Below are 15,467 nucleotides of genomic sequence, written 5' to 3'. Positions count from 1 at the left end.
CTCACCCCATGCCCAATTCCGCGCGCGTCAGGCGCCCATAGACCACATACAGCACGAGCGTGGCGGCAAGCAAAAGGCCGCCCAATGCACACGCCATACCCCAATTGATGGAAACGTTCGTGAAATAGGCCACGTAGTAGCTGATCATCTGGTCGTTGGGTCCGCCCAGCAACGCTGGTGTGATGTAGTAGCCGATCGACAGGATGAACACCAGCAGCGCGCCAGCGCCAACGCCCGGATAGGTTTGCGGCAAATAGACGCGCCAGAACGCCGCGAACGGATGACTCCCCAGCGAGACGGCCGCGCGCTGATACGTCGGGGGAATCGATTTCATCACGCTATACAGCGGCAAGATCATGAAGGGCAACAAGATATGGGTCATCGAGATGTACACGCCGACCCGATTGAAAAGCAGCTCGAGTGGCGCGCGTGTCATGCCGCTCACCATCAGTGCCTTGTTGACCAAGCCTTGCCCCTGCAGCAACACGATCCACGCGGCGACACGCACGAGAATGGACGTCCAGAATGGGATCAACACCAGGATCATCATCAAGTTCGCGCGCCGGCCCGGCAGCGTCGAAATCCAATAGGCAAGCGGAAAGCCGATCAACAAGGCGAAGCATGTCACCACGGCGCTGATGCCGAAAGTGCGCGCAAAGATGTTCAGGTAGATCGACGCGTCCGGGTCGGCCGGCACCACTTCGCCGAACGCATTCTGCCGATGGTCCAGCGCCGCGAGCACATAGAATGCAGAGTAGCGGCTGCTGTTCTTGGCGATCGCCTGCCAATAGGGCAGTTCGCCCCATCGCGCATCAAAATTCACCAGCCGCTCGCGCGCCTGTGTGAGCGGCACTGTCTTGCCGTCGTCATCGGTAAACGGCAACGCCCGCGCCGTCTTCATCACTAGTGTGTGAAATCCAGGCAATTCCGTGTTGAGGCGTCGCGCGAGGCCGCCAAGGCTATCGCCGTCCTGTAGCGCCGTCAGATCACTCATCAGTGCGACGTACGCGGCGTCGCCGGGCAACTGCTTGCGATCCCAGCCGTGCAGCGTGCGGCTTGTCGTGGGCAAGGCGCCGACGACCTCGGGATTCTCGACCGCGCGAGTGAGTAGCATCGCAATCGGCACGACAAAGATCAGGAGCAGAAAAATCGCCAGCGGTGCAACCAAGGCCAGCGCCTTGATCCGCTTTCGATTCCGGGTCTGACGCAACTCGTCTTTAACGAGTCGCATGTTCTCGGCAACGGCCAGTGTTGCGGTTTGCATGTAGGAGATCTCTTTTCTCGACGTCGAATCTTGCGATTCCACTACCGTTTCGGGTTCGCTCGTCGGTGCCGCGCGAACCCGAAGCATAGGCTTGCTACATCGTCTTATTTCGAGGCCCATGCCGCAAAGCGTTGCTCGAGTTCATCGCCGCGATCCGTCCAGAAGTCGATGTTCTGAAGCACAGCAGTCGTCACGTTAGCCGGCGAGTTAGGCAAGTCTTTCAGGGTGGAGGCATCGAGCGACTTGACCGCCTCATTGTTGACCGGGCCGTAGGCTATGTGCTTGGCATAGGCACTCTGCGCGGGTGTCGACAGCGAATATGCGATGTATTGCAGTGCCAGGTCCTTCTTCGGCGATCCCTTCGGAATCGCCCAGTAGTCGAGATCGTAGATACTGCCGTTCCAGACCACCTTCAGGTTCTTTCCCTCGCGCTGCGCCGCATCGATGCGGCCGTTGAACGCCGTCGACATGACAACGTCACCGGCCACCAGGAATTGCGGTGGCTGAGCGCCCGCTTCCCACCACTGAATCGACGGCTTGAGTTCGCTCAGCTTCTTGAAGGCTCGATCGACACCCTCCTTGGTCGACAACACGCGATAGACATCCTTGGGCGCAACGCCGTCGGCCATCAGCGCAAATTCAAGATTGCCGCGTGCGCCCTTGCGCATCGCGCGCTTGCCCGGGAATTTCTTGGTATCCCAGAAATCGGCCCAACCCGTCGGCGCAGTCTTGAGCGCGCTGGCGTTGTATGCCAAAACCGTCGACCAGATGAAAATGCCTGCGCCACAGGTCTGCACCGCGGCGGGCGTGAACCCGTTCTTCGGCCCGATCTTGCTCCAGTCGAGCTTTTCGTACAATCCCTCGTCGCAGCCACGGCCAAGGTCACCGGACTCGACTTCGACCAAGTCCCAATTCACACGCTTGGCTTCGACCATGGCCTTGACCTTGGCCTGCTCGCCGTTGTACTCGACGCTCGTCACATGATGGCCGGTGGCCTTCTCGAACGGCTGCACGAAAGCTGCTTTCTGGGCGTCGCCGTTGGCACCGCCGAAGTTGACAACGGTCACGTCGGCGGCTTGGGCAACGCCGAACAGCATGGCGCCGGCAACGACGAATACTGTGTTTACAACCTTCTTCATCTTCAACTCCTGTTGATGGTCAGACGGACAACTAGACAAGGAAACGGGATATCTTGATCAAGTGAATACGCGCAGATGTTCCGGCTCAAACGCGAGCGCGACCGGTACGCCTGGCACAAAGTGCTTGAGCGCCGGCGTTCCCAGCGGCACCTTCACGAAGCATTCGTCCTGCTGCGGCAATTGGCAGCGCATGCGCACGTGGTCGCCGAAATAGATCAGGCCGGCTGCACGTCCCACCACGCCATTAACGCCGCCGTCGACCGACGAAGCCGGGTCAATCAGGCGCATGCGTTCGGGGCGGATGCATGCGCTCACCACTTCTCCAATCTGGGCGCGACGACCCGTACTGCCGACGTCGCGAGCCGCCGGCGCGTGAACGCTCATGCCGCGAACCTCGCTTCCGTCCGCGAGCCGCAACGTACAGTAGTCGTCCCCCAGTTGTGAGACCACCCCGCGCAGGCGGTTACTGTCGCCAATGAAGTTCGCAACGAATTGATTGCACGGCGACTCATACAAGCGGTCCACGGTATCGAGCTGCTGTACATAACCTTGATCGAACACGGCGACACGATCGGACATCGTCAACGCTTCGCCCTGATCGTGCGTCACATACACGAACGTCACGCCCAACCTCTCGTGCAACGCCTTGAGCTCCAGTTGCATGTGTTCGCGCAGTTGCTTGTCGAGCGCACCCAGCGGCTCGTCCATCAACACTAGACGCGGCTCGAACACCAGTGCGCGCGCCAACGCGATACGCTGCTGCTGCCCCCCCGACAACTGCGCCGGATAGCGCTTGCCAAAACTCCCCATCTGCACCATGTCCAGCGCCGCTGCGACTCTCCTCGCACGGTCGGCGCCAGGCACGCGGCGCACCTTCAGCGGGTATTCAACGTTCTGCGCCACGCTCAAGTGTGGAAAAAGTGCGTAGTTCTGAAAAACCATGCCGATATTGCGTTGATGCGGCGGCACCGTGTTGAGCAGCACACCGTCGAGCCAAATCTCTCCGCCAGTGGGGTACTCGAACCCGGCCAGCATCATCAGGCAAGTGGTCTTGCCCGATCCCGACGGTCCCAGCAAGGTCAGGAATTCGCCTTGGTAGATGTCGAGGTCGAGTTGTTTGACCACCAACGTTTCGCCGTCGTAGGTCTTGCTCACGCGACGAAAACTCACCAGTACCTGTTTGCTGTTCACCATCGCGGGCCTCTTCATCCCTGGTAGATATGCGCGCACCGAAGCGCGACAAGCCCAATGCGCTTAGGGCGTTGCGACGTTTTCGGCGCCGTGGAACTTAACTTGAATCCGAATATAGACTGATTTGGCCCTACAATAGGGAACCATTTCTTTATTCTCGATGGAACCGCTTTGGACGCAATCATTCTGTCGGACTGGCTGATCCAGCATCTCGACAAAGCGGGCGGCGAGCCGGCATATCGTCAGATCAATAGCCTGCTCCAGCAGGCCATCCTGAGCGGCCAGTTGCCGCCCGGCACGAAGCTGCCCTCCTCGCGAACGCTCGCCGCCGATTTGCAGGTGGCGCGCAATACCGTGCTGCACGTCTATGACCAACTGACTGCCGAGGGCTATGTCACCTCGTCCACTGGTAGCGGCACCTACGTGGCGGATACGCGTCCCGCGCGCGGTGTCGATACGGCCGCCTCGGAGATGACATCGCACGAGCAGCCGCACAAGCGCTTGTCGACGCGGGGGCAGCAAATGATCGATCAGGCGGGCGTATCAAAGCGACAATGGGGTGCTTTCATGCCCGGCGTACCGGACACCTCCGAATTCCCGAGCAAGACATGGAACCGCCTCCAAGCCAAGCTCTGGCGCCAACCCAGCCATGAACTGCTGACGTATGCATCGGGCAGCGGCTACCGTCCGTTACGACGTGCCCTGTCGGATTATCTGCGCGTGGCACGTTCGGTCAATTGCAATCCCGATCAAATCATCATCACGACCGGCGTGCATCAGTCGGTCGACCTGGCAGTCAAGCTGCTGAGCGATATTGGCGACGTCGCGTGGCTGGAAGAGCCGTGCTATTGGGGTGTGCGCAGCGTGTTCCGGATGTCGGGCCTCGAACTGAAGCCGATCCCGATCGATACCGAAGGCCTCAACCCGAGCGTGGAGGACATGCAGGGCCCACCACCGCGCTTGATTCTCGTCACGCCATCGCACCAGTATCCGATGGGGATGGTAATGAGCCTGTCGCGCCGCCGAATGCTGCTGGATTTCGCGAGCAAGCATCGTACTTGGGTGATCGAGGACGACTACGACAGCGAATTTCGCTATGGCAGCCGGCCGATCTCATCGCTACAAGGACTGGATACGGCAGGTCAGGTCATCTATGTCGGCAGCTTCGGCAAGACCATGTTCCCCGGTTTGCGCATGGGCTATATGGTCGTGCCCGAGAACCTGATCGAACACTTTCGCACCGGCCTGTCGGAGCTGTATCGCGAAGGCCAACTGATGCAGCAAGCGCTGCTGACCGACTTCATCATCGATGGCTACCTGACCTCGCACATTCGACATATGCGCGCGCTGTACGGCGAGCGGCGCACCTTGTTGATCGATACGATTCGCGCCAACTTCGGCGATGCGCTGCCGGTGATGGGCGACGAAGCCGGATTGCACCTGGTGCTTGGCCTGCATGGGCAGTCACGAGACCCGCGCGATAACCCCATTTCGGATGAGAGAATTACCGACGAAGCGCTGGAAGCGGGCATCGTGGTGCGGCCTCTGACGCGCTATTACATCGACCCAGCCTCGGCACAATCGGGCCTGTTGCTCGGCTATGCGTGCGTGCCCAACCACCGTATTGAGCCCGCCTTCGACAGCCTCGCCCGCGTCATCGAAAAGCACCTGAAGCCGTAGACAAGCGCTGCCGAAAATACCAATGCTCAGCCATTCGGATCGCCGGGCACGATTCTCCCTCAGCGACTGTCCATTCCCATCCGAGGCGAAGCCGCACCTCGTTCGCCAAAAAAGCGGCCCCATCAAAGATAATGAAATGGCTCTTTTTTAAGAACCAGACCTGAGTATATTCCGAACTATCAGCCAGATCGTGCCGAACCTCGGCGCGGCAACCGGACCACTCAGGAGTCGAAATGTTGAATGCGGAATTTCACGCGCGCAAAAATGCCGCCACCCCACGCGGGATCGGAGTCATGTGCGATTTCTATGCGGAACGAGCGAAAAATGCCGAGCTCTGGGATGTCGAAGGACGGCGTTTCATCGACTTCGCCAGCGGCATCGCTGTGCTCAACACAGGGCATCGTCACCCCAAGATCGTAGCGGCGATTCGCGAACAACTGGATCGCTTCACGCACACGGCATACCAGATCGTGCCGTATGAATCGTATGTGACGTTGGCCGAGCGCTTGAATGCCTGCACGCCGGGTGACCATTCGAAGAAGACTGCCTTCTTCACCACCGGCGCCGAGGCTGTCGAAAACGCGATCAAGATCGCACGTGCCGCCACGGGACGTACGGGGGTGATCGCATTCGGCGGGGCATTCCACGGTCGGACAATGATGACCATGGCGCTGACGGGCAAGGTCGCGCCATACAAGAAGGGTTTCGGGCCGTTCCCTGGCGAGGTGTACCACGTGCCGTTCCCATCGGCACTGCACGAGATCGACTCGGCGCAGAGCCTCGCGGCGATCGAACAGCTGTTCAAGAGCGACATCGACCCGCAGCGGGTAGCCGCGATCATCTTCGAGCCGGTGCAGGGCGAAGGTGGCTTCTACCAGGCGCCGCCGGAGTTCGTGCGTGCCTTGCGCGCGTTATGCACGCAGCACGGCATCCTGCTGATCGCGGACGAGGTGCAAAGCGGCTTTTCTCGTACAGGCAAGCTTTTCGCGATGCAACACTACGACGTGATACCCGACCTGATGACCGTAGCCAAGAGTTTGGCAGGTGGCATGCCACTGTCGGCAGTCGTCGGTCGCACGGAGATCATGGATGCAGCCGCGCCGGGGGGGCTGGGCGGGACATATGCGGGGAATCCGCTGGCCGTTGCGGCAGCGCATGCAGTACTGGATGTGATCGAGGAAGAGCAGCTTTCATCGCGCGCCGAGACCTTGGGCAACCAGTTGAAGGCGCGCCTGCGCAAGCTACAGGCTTCGGTGCCGCAGCTTGTCGAAGTGCGCGGACCGGGTGCAATGGTAGCGGCGGAATTCCACGATCCCCAGACCGGAGCGCCGGCACCGGAAGTCGTGAAACGGATCCAGGCCCGCGCACTGGAACAGGGACTGCTGCTGCTGAGTTGCGGTGCCCATGGCAACGTGATTCGCTTCCTGTTTCCGCTGACCATAGAACAAGCGGTGTTCGACGAAGCCCTCGACATTCTGGAGACAGCCTTGCTCGAACTTAACGACGTAACGGTCTGAGCGTGCCTCGTTTCCACGCGCAGCAATTCACGCCGCCTATCGCATAGCCTCGTCGTCGCACGCGCTTCGAAGCATGGCGGCTTCGAGCGCCTGCGTGAGCCGACGCTCGTCTTCGTCCGAAACAATGCCAATGAACACGATGACCGACGACGCGGCAGGGAGATCCGAGCGACGTGTGAGCATCGAACGACGCCCGACGACATGCAGCTCGCTCATCTGACCGGCCTGCAGCGCCACCAAGCCCTTCGCGCGCAGCAGTTTGTCGCCCAACAGGGCCAGCGCCGCTTTCAGTCGCGACCGGTCGAACACGCCACCGGTCGCGACGCTGAAACTGCGCAGTCCACGCGGCAACGCGCGTGATGCCGACCCCATCGGGCGCGGGCTCAGCAACCCGGGCAAGGTCATCACGTCATCGGGAAAGAGAATGGCGGGTGGCACGACGCCCTGGTTCGCGGTGACAACGACCTGCGTTGCCCCCAGCGATGCCAGTCGCTCTCTGACGGCCTGCAACCTGGCGTCGCTCACAAGATCGGTCTTGGTCAGCACGAGCGTGCTGGCCGCCGCAATCTGACGCCGGACGATGTCGCCGACATAGCGATCGTCCAGTACGGCGTCAATGCCATCGACGTCTACCGCCACCACAATGCCATGCAGGCGGAATGCCTTGTCGAGCAACCCCACCTGCGCGATGCGCAGCGGATCGGACACACCGCTCGCCTCAATCACCAGCAAGTCGGGCCGCTGCGCGCGCTCGCCCAGCGAGATCAGCGTCTCGACCAGGCGTCCGCCAATGGTGCAGCACACACAGCCGTTCTCAAGTCCGATCACGTCGTCGCCTCGCTCACGAATGAGCGACGCGTCGACATTGATCGAACCGAAGTCGTTGACGAGCACGGTAACGCGCAACCCCTCGGCATTTTGCAGCAGCGCGTTGACAAGCGTGGTCTTGCCCGCACCGAGATAGCCGCCCAGGACGACCATCGGGATCGGCGGCCTGGGCGCCGCAGCGACCGCTGCGGGTGCGAGGGGTTGACTGCCTTGCATCGTCGTCACGCCGGGGCGCGGAACACCTCGCCCCCGAGCACCGTGCCCCACACCGGCATCTGTCGCAGGTCGTCGACGGGCACCTCGAACGGATCCGCCTCAAGGACGGCAAAGTCGGCGTACTTGCCGACTTCGACACTCCCGACCAAATGATCCATGCCCAACGAGAACGCGGCACCCAACGTGATCGCGTGCAAGGCATCCGCCACCGGCAAGCGCAGCGAGTCGCCCAGCACGCGTCCCGACGACGTCTCCCGTTTGGCCGCGCACCACGCGGTGAACAGCGGATTGAGCTGGGTGATCGGCGCATCCGAATGCAAGGCGAACGGCAGGCCGATCTGACGGGCGACCTCGGCGGCATCCATCCGATTGGCGCGATCCGGGCCCATCGTTTGGTGATAGTGTGCGTCGCCCCAGTAGTAGACGTGGTTCGCGAAGAAGTTCACACACATGCCGAGCCGCTGCGCTCGCGTGAGTTGCGCGGCATCGGCCATCTGGCAGTGCTGCAACGTGTGGCGATGATCGACACGCGGATGCAGCGCCAGCATCGCCTCGATCGCATCAAGCACGACGTCGGTCGCCTCGTCGCCATTCGTATGAATATGCAATTGCAGGCCCGCCGCGTGGAACGGCATGAACGTCTCGACCAGTTGCGACGGTGGAATCAGCCAGAGCCCGTTGGGCTTGCCATTGTGGTATCCCGGCCAGCGCAGCCGCGCCGTAAAGCCTTGAATCGAGCCGTCGACAATGAATTTGACCGGCCCGTAATGAAGCTTGTCCGTGTTGCCCTCACGCGCGCTCAACACGCGTTGCGGCCCCCCTTCCGGGCAGCGCTGCGGCGCAAACGCCGGCACGATGCGGATCGGATATGTCGGGTCACCTGTCACCTCGCGAAGATTCGCATTGCCCGACGGCGTCAAGTCGTTGACGAGGTCGGTGGCCGTCGTCACCCCGGCGAGCTGCGCAACGCGTCCGAAATTCCAGATCGCGCGAACACTCTCGCTCGCGGCAATCGATAGTCCTTCCCCAATGACCCGATACACCGGAAACATCGCCGCGAACTCCTGCAATTCACCGGTCGGCTCGCCATCAGTGCCCATGACGACGCCTTCGACATCGGTGTCGCCGTCGATGCCCGCCAGCGCGAGCATTGCCGAATTCACATTCATCAGATGCACACTGGCATGCAGGATCGCAATGGGCCGGGTGGCGGACACGGCATCGAGGTCGCGCGCGACGAGCGGCGCGCCCTCGAAGAAGATCGGGTCGTAGCCCCAGGCCAGCAACGGCTTGGGGTCGCCGGTCATGCGTTGCTCGGCCTCGCGCAGGCGCGCCAGCACGGTGGCCGGCGACTTCAACCCTTCCCACAAGTGTCCATCGGGGCCGCGCCGGTCGTAGTAACCCACGTAGACGGCATCCCACATCGCGCCCTCCATGAGATGGCAGTGCCCCTCCACCAGTCCGGGCATCAACACCTTGTCGCGCAATGTGTCGATCGGTGCCGCGTCGGTCCAGCGCCGCATGTCCTGCAAATCGCCGACGGCCAGGATGCGGCCATCGCACACGGCCACGTGCGTCGCAATCGGTTGCGCCGGGTTCATCGTCAGGATCTTGCGGGCGACGTAGACGCGAATGTCGTCGCGGCTGGCTGCGGTGTTGTCTCTGTCTGTCATCACGACTTCTTGTAGGTGGAAAGCGAGCCGACCCCCGTGTCCATCGAACGCTCGCGACTGCCGCCAAGCAGCAAGTTGAGCACCGACATCACCACGATGTTGACGACCAGGCAGATCAGCCCGAGGTTCACGCCGCCAAGGTCCGGATTCTTGAAGTAAAGTACGAGCGCCAGCCCCTGACCGGCCAGCACGCCGGCCGCGACCGCTGACGCCCGGACACGCAGTCGCAGGACCACGGCGATCACGCCCGGCAGGAACTGCGTCACCCCGTAATAGGCCATATTGATCAGCGTCAGCATGAGGTTCGGCGTGAGCAGCGTAAGTACGATGGAGCCCAGCAGATACAGCACGATCACGACCTTCGAGCTGGCTTTCTGACGATGCTCGGGCATGCCCGACAGAATGTTTCGCGTGACGATGGGGCCCAGTGCGAGGCAAATCCCCGCGAGCACCAGCAACCCCGACAACGCCGCGCCTGCCGCCACGAGCCCGACCAGCCACGACGGCAGCAATTGCGTCACGGCGGCGAAGAACGCCTCGTTCGGCGACGCCAGTGTGATGTTCCGGCTGATCGCGTAATACGACGCCAGCACGAGGAACGGATACATCAGCATGTACAGCGGCATGGCGACCTGCGTGCGGCGAATCGTCGAAGCACTTTTCGCCGTGAAGAAGTTCTGCACGCCAAATGGCATGACGTACATGCCGAGCGACTGGAAGACGATGGTCGTCATGGCGAACGTGAGCTGTTGCGTGTTCATCGCGTTGCTCACGTGCTGGCTCGCGGCCTGGAACACCGGCGTCACGCCCACTTCCCACGCCACGGCCACCCCGGTGATGACGATGGCGGCCACCATCAGCACGTCCTTGAGAACGGCGATATAGGCCGACGCGCGCACGCCGGCAATGGCGATGTAGATGAAGGCCAACATCGCCGAAAAAGCGATGAGCCACAGCGGCTGGAAGTTCCACCCCAGCCCCTTGAGCGCCGCCACCAGACCGGTGAACTGCAACTGGCCCCAAGGCAACAGGAAGACGATGGCGGTCACCGCCACCACGAGTTCGAGAAAGCGATTTTGAAAGTGCCCCTTGAACAGATCGGGCAGTGTGATCGCGTTGTAGCGTTTGCCCGCATCCCAGATCTTCGGGCCGAGGAAATACCCGACCGGATAGGCCAGCAGGATGTAGCCGAGAAACCAAACGCCATACGTCGGCCCCTTGGCGTAAATGCCGCCGGGAAAGCCGACCATCGTGCCAATGCTGTAGATCTCGCCGGCCGCGAGGAAGAACACGAGCCACGCGCCGAACTGGCGTGACGCGACGAAAAAATCGTGCACGCTCTGCGGGCCGCGTCCTCCGCGCGCTCGCAAGGCGAGATAAACCGACAACAGGATGAAGCCGGCAAAGATGAGGGTTGCCATCGACGCAATCTCCGGAGATTCGTTAATGAAGCGCTGGTCGCGCTGTCTGCGCGAGCTGGGCACGACGGCAAAACACGCCGGCCGCCAGGCACTAAGGGGAAACGGCCGTTACGCCGGTTCCTCGACGGTATGTCGGTCGAAGAGCGCCCAGCACAGCGCAAGGCAGCCGGACGTGAGCACGAACCACAGGAAGATCCAGCCGTAAATGAACGGCACCCCGAGCACGTAGCGATCGACGGACGCCGCCCACGGCAGCATTCCCACGACACCGAGATACGGCAATCCAAGACCAATGAACCATCTGAGCATCATCTCTCTCCGCTGCGCGAGGCGTTGATCGGCTTGTGCGCACCGGCCATTGCGGCGCACACGTGGCCCGCATCGCCGAATGACGATCAGAGGCCGGTTTTTTGGCCCAGTATCCACAGCCAAAATTCGCGCCGTTTAGAGCCACATGAGACAAAAATGTGGTGCCAGAGAGGCGCTCATCGACCCGCGAAAACGCTGCAACGGTGCCGCTTTTCACTGGCACCATCACAAAGCGGCGGTGGTACTAATCGCGGCAAAATGTTCTTGGCAGTATGGTCACATTTCCGTCAGGAGCCTACCGTGGGTACGATTGAAACCTTCGCGCTGGATCGTCGCTCCGAAGCTGCGCCATACGATCCCCTCTACGATCCGCTAGTCTCGGCCAGCCCCGGCCTCGGCATGGACTACGCGCCCACTTACTGGGTCGCCACCGCGGGCGATGCGCCCGAAGACGACGGCCCGCTGCCCGGCGATGCCGATGTCGACGTGGTCATCGTCGGTGCCGGTTTCACCGGTCTGGCGACCGCGCTGTTCCTCGCTCGCGAGCACGGCATTCGCGCCATGGTGCTCGAAGCGAACCGCACATGCTGGGGCTGTACCAGCCGCAACGGCGGCCAGGGACAAAACGCCAGCGGACGACTCTATCGCTCGCAATGGATCGCGCGTTGGGGCAAGGAAACGGCCCTGCGTCTCGATGCCGAAATTCGCGAGGGCTTCAATACGTTCAAGTCGCTCATCGCCGAAGTGCCCGAGTGCGAGCCTCAACCGGGCGGCCATCTCTACATCGCGCACCGCGATCGCAAGATGGAATTCCTGCGCAACGAAGCCAAGGTCATGCACGACGTTTTCGGTTACGACACGCGCATCCTCTCGCGCGACGACGTTCGCGAGCAGTATGTCGACGACCAGGAAAACTGCGGCGCGATGCACGAGCCCGACGGCATCGGCGTGCACCCGCTCAAGCTCGCGTTCGGCTATCTGCGCATGGCCCGCGCCCTCGGCGCTCGCGTGCATCCGTCCACACCCGTGCTGGATGTGCAGACGATCAACGGTGTGCATCACGTGCGCACGCCGCGCGGGGTGGTGCGCGCCAAAGCCGTCGCCTTCGCGACCGGCGGCTACACGCGCAACGACGTGACGAAGGCCCTGCGCGCCAAGATCATGCCGATTCTGTCGAACTCGCTGGTAACGCGCGTGCTCACGCCCGACGAACTCGCCGCGACGAACTTCCGCACCCACGAAGTCATTACCGATACGCGCACGCTGCGCTACTACTACCGTCTGCTGCCCGACAACCGCGTGCAGATCGGCAGCCGCAGCTCGATCACCGGTGCCGACGCACAGAATCCGAAGCACATGGCGGTGCTCGTCGAAGGCCTGCACCGCAAGTTTCCGGCGCTGCGCGGCATTCGCATCGACTATTCGTGGTGGGGCTGGGTCGACGTGAGCCACGACATGATGCCGCGCGTGACGCAGCCCGATCCGCGACAAAGCCTCTTCTATGCGGTGGGTTACGGCGGCAACGGTGTGTCGTTCTCCGCGCATGCCGGACGCCGCCTCGCACAGCGCATTGCCGGAGAGCGCGATCCGTCGTGGAACCTGCCGATCTACGACTCGGCCCTGCAATACCCGAACGTGTTCGGTGCCGTGCAGTGGCAGGGCTTCGCGCCGTTCCGCCGCATCGGCCAGCGCTTCCTCTATCAGAAGTATCACGCGCAAGACGAAGCGCGTTGAACCCTTTGCCTCTTTGCCTTTTCTGGAATTTGCCATGACGACTCAACACGACTCCACCGACATCCAGTTGCTCACGACCTTCAATGACGCCTGGAACCGGCACGACATCGACGCCCTCATGGCCTGCATGACCGATACCTGCGTGTTCCACGCCGTCGCCGGCCCTGACATGATGGGCCGCACCTTCGAAGGCCGTGACGCCGTGCGCACCGCGTTCCAGTCCGCGTGGGAGACCTTCCCCGACGCATCGTGGACCGAGGGCGTGCATTTCGTCACCGGCAATCGCGGCGTGTCCGAATCGACATTTCGTGGCACCAAAGCCGATGGCACCCGCGTCGAGGCCCGCATGGTCGACGTCTTCACCCTGCGCGACGGCAAGATCGAAGTGAAAAACGCCTTCCGCAAAGACCGCCCGGCGCTCTAAGACGCCCCCGACATCTCGTGGATCCATGGCACCGCCGTCGTTAATCTTATTTTTCAATACAAAACGTACCAAATAATAAAAATACTGATTGACCACGGCAGATACTTCGCCTAAATTTCCACTTACACAACTAAATCGGAATTATTTGTTCCGTTTATTTTTCACTGGAGACATCCATGAGCGCCAAAGATTCGGCTACGGCCACCCAACAACTGACCGCCTCCGACGGTGGCCCGCAGGCCATGACGCCGTCTGAAGCCTTCGTCGAAACGATGGTCGCCAACGGTGTGAGCGAGATGTTCGGCATCATGGGCTCGGCCTTCATGGATGCGATGGACATCTTCGCGCCGGCCGGCATTCGTCTGATTCCGGTGGTGCATGAGCAAGGCGCCGGCCACATGGCCGACGGCTACGCTCGCGTCTCGGGCCGTCACGGTGTCGTGATTGGACAGAACGGCCCCGGCATCAGCAACTGCGTGACGGCGATTGCCGCCGCTTACTGGGCACACAGCCCGGTCGTGATCGTCACGCCTGAAGCCGGCACGATGGGCATCGGCCTCGGTGGCTTCCAGGAAGCCAAGCAGCTCCCGATGTTCCAGGAGTTCACGAAGTACCAGGGCCACGTGACCCACCCGGCCCGCATGGCCGAATTCACCGGCCGCTGCTTCGACCGCGCGATGGCCGAAATGGGCCCGACGCAACTCAATATTCCGCGTGACTATTTCTACGGCCAGATCAAGGCCGAGATTCCGCGTCCGCAACGTCTCGATCGTGGCGCAGGCGGCGACGAGCGCCTGAACGAAGCGGCCGAACTGCTCGCGCAAGCCAAGTTCCCGGTCATCATCTCGGGCGGCGGCGTGGTCATGGGCGACGCCATCGAAGAGTGCAAGGCGCTCGCCGAACGTCTGGGCGCGCCGGTCGTGAACAGCTATCTGCATAACGATTCGTTCCCGGCCAACCATCCGCTGTGGTGCGGCCCGCTCGGCTATCAGGGCTCGAAGGCCGCCATGAAGCTGCTGGCGCAGGCCGACGTGGTCGTGGCGCTCGGCTCGCGCCTCGGACCGTTCGGCACGCTGCCGCAGCACGGCATGGACTACTGGCCGAAGAACGCGAAGATCATCCAGATCGATGCCGATCACAAGATGCTCGGCCTCGTGAAGAAGATCTCGGTCGGTATCTGCGGCGATGCGAAGGCTGCCGCCATTGCGCTGTCGCAGCGTCTGGCCGAGCGCACCCTCGCGTGCGATGCCACGCGTGCCGCCCGCGCCGACCAGATCGCCACGGAGAAGGCCGCGTGGGAGAAGGAACTCGACGAGTGGACTCACGAACGCGATCCGTACAGCCTCGACATGATCGAAGAGCAGAAGCAAGAGCGCACGTTCAACGGCGGCGAGTATCTGCATCCGCGTCAGGTGTTGCGCGAGCTGGAAAAGGCCATGCCGGAAGACGTCATGGTGTCGACCGACATCGGCAACATCAACTCGGTGGCGAACAGCTACCTGCGCTTCAACAAGCCGCGCAGCTTCTTCGCGGCCATGAGTTGGGGCAATTGCGGCTACGCGTTCCCGACGATCATCGGCGCGAAGGTTGCCGCGCCGCACCGTCCGGCCATTTCGTATGCCGGCGACGGCGCCTGGGGCATGAGCCTGATGGAAACGCTCACCTGCGTGCGTCACAACATTCCGGTCACGGCCGTGGTCTTCCACAACCGTCAGTGGGGTGCGGAGAAGAAGAACCAGGTCGACTTCTACAACCGCCGCTTCGTGGCGGGCGAACTCGATAGCCCGAGCTTTGCCAACATCGCCCGCGCGATGGGCGCGGAGGGCATCGTGGTCGATCGTCTGGAAGACGTGGGTCCGGCGCTCAAGAAGGCCATCGACCTGCAGATGAACCACGGCAAGACGACGATCATCGAAATCATGTGTACCCGCGAGCTGGGCGACCCGTTCCGTCGCGACGCGCTGGCCAAGCCGGTGCGCATGCTCGACAAGTACAAGGACTACGTCTAACGTCGTCGAGGTCGTTCGTGTGACAGCGCTCCCGGCTCTGTGGGTGCCGGGGGCGCTTTCTT

Annotated in this window: 12 protein-coding genes; 5 read left to right on the top strand and 7 right to left on the bottom strand. The window is 62.0% G+C overall.

Features of this window, described 5'->3' with window-relative positions; all coding sequences use genetic code 11:
* Position 1: 1 nt before the first annotated feature.
* The 3 genes from PCE31106_RS03380 to PCE31106_RS03370 form a co-directional block, all read right to left on the bottom strand.
* Positions 2–1,264: an ABC transporter permease gene (locus PCE31106_RS03380; RefSeq protein ID WP_150562378.1), complete on the bottom strand. Its 1,263-nt coding sequence runs from the start codon at positions 1,262–1,264 to the stop codon at positions 2–4.
* Positions 1,265–1,368: 104 nt separating this feature from the next.
* A complete protein-coding gene (locus PCE31106_RS03375; protein WP_150562377.1) occupies positions 1,369–2,403 on the bottom strand; it encodes an ABC transporter substrate-binding protein in 1,035 nt (344 codons plus the stop codon).
* 57 nt (positions 2,404–2,460) lie between these two features.
* Positions 2,461–3,594 (bottom strand): ABC transporter ATP-binding protein, encoded by a 1,134-nt coding sequence (locus tag PCE31106_RS03370; RefSeq protein WP_150562537.1) that lies wholly within the window; start codon positions 3,592–3,594, stop codon positions 2,461–2,463.
* 171 nt (positions 3,595–3,765) lie between these two features.
* Between PCE31106_RS03370 and pdxR the strand changes: the two genes are divergently transcribed.
* The gene (pdxR, locus tag PCE31106_RS03365) at positions 3,766–5,274 is read left to right on the top strand and encodes a MocR-like pyridoxine biosynthesis transcription factor PdxR (protein ID WP_150562376.1); all 1,509 of its coding nucleotides are present in this window, start codon (positions 3,766–3,768) and stop codon (positions 5,272–5,274) included.
* Between the two features lie 233 nt (positions 5,275–5,507).
* Entirely contained in the window at positions 5,508–6,791 is a 1,284-nt protein-coding gene (gabT, locus tag PCE31106_RS03360) for a 4-aminobutyrate--2-oxoglutarate transaminase (protein WP_150562375.1), read from the top strand.
* 36 nt (positions 6,792–6,827) lie between these two features.
* On the opposite strand, the gene PCE31106_RS03355 is transcribed toward gabT, so the two are convergent.
* The 4 genes from PCE31106_RS03355 to PCE31106_RS03340 form a co-directional block, all read right to left on the bottom strand.
* Complete coding sequence (locus PCE31106_RS03355) at positions 6,828–7,835, bottom strand: CobW family GTP-binding protein (protein WP_367649252.1); 1,008 nt, start codon at positions 7,833–7,835, stop codon at positions 6,828–6,830.
* 5 nt (positions 7,836–7,840) lie between these two features.
* Positions 7,841–9,508, bottom strand: a complete 1,668-nt coding sequence (locus tag PCE31106_RS03350) for an amidohydrolase (protein ID WP_150562374.1) — start codon at positions 9,506–9,508, stop codon at positions 7,841–7,843.
* Entirely contained in the window at positions 9,508–10,929 is a 1,422-nt protein-coding gene (locus PCE31106_RS03345) for a sodium:solute symporter family protein (protein ID WP_017235486.1), read from the bottom strand. The genes PCE31106_RS03350 and PCE31106_RS03345 overlap by 1 nt, the downstream gene beginning before the upstream one ends.
* 108 nt (positions 10,930–11,037) lie before the next feature.
* The gene (locus tag PCE31106_RS03340) at positions 11,038–11,238 is read right to left on the bottom strand and encodes a DUF3311 domain-containing protein (protein WP_026132274.1); all 201 of its coding nucleotides are present in this window, start codon (positions 11,236–11,238) and stop codon (positions 11,038–11,040) included.
* A 300-nt stretch (positions 11,239–11,538) separates the two neighbouring features.
* Between PCE31106_RS03340 and PCE31106_RS03335 the strand changes: the two genes are divergently transcribed.
* From PCE31106_RS03335 to xsc, 3 genes are all read left to right on the top strand, one after another.
* Positions 11,539–12,972 (top strand): NAD(P)/FAD-dependent oxidoreductase, encoded by a 1,434-nt coding sequence (locus PCE31106_RS03335; protein WP_017235484.1) that lies wholly within the window; start codon positions 11,539–11,541, stop codon positions 12,970–12,972.
* 34 nt (positions 12,973–13,006) lie between these two features.
* A complete protein-coding gene (locus PCE31106_RS03330; RefSeq protein ID WP_017235483.1) occupies positions 13,007–13,396 on the top strand; it encodes a nuclear transport factor 2 family protein in 390 nt (129 codons plus the stop codon).
* Between the two features lie 176 nt (positions 13,397–13,572).
* Positions 13,573–15,405 (top strand): sulfoacetaldehyde acetyltransferase, encoded by a 1,833-nt coding sequence (xsc, locus tag PCE31106_RS03325; protein WP_017235482.1) that lies wholly within the window; start codon positions 13,573–13,575, stop codon positions 15,403–15,405.
* Positions 15,406–15,467 lie beyond the last annotated feature (62 nt).

Origin of the sequence: Pandoraea cepalis (assembly GCF_902459665.1) — a bacterium.
GTDB classification, from domain to species: Bacteria; Pseudomonadota; Gammaproteobacteria; order Burkholderiales; family Burkholderiaceae; genus Pandoraea; species Pandoraea cepalis.
The sequence above is the reverse complement of the archived record's forward strand: the minus strand, read 5'-3'. Positions and strand labels throughout refer to the sequence as shown.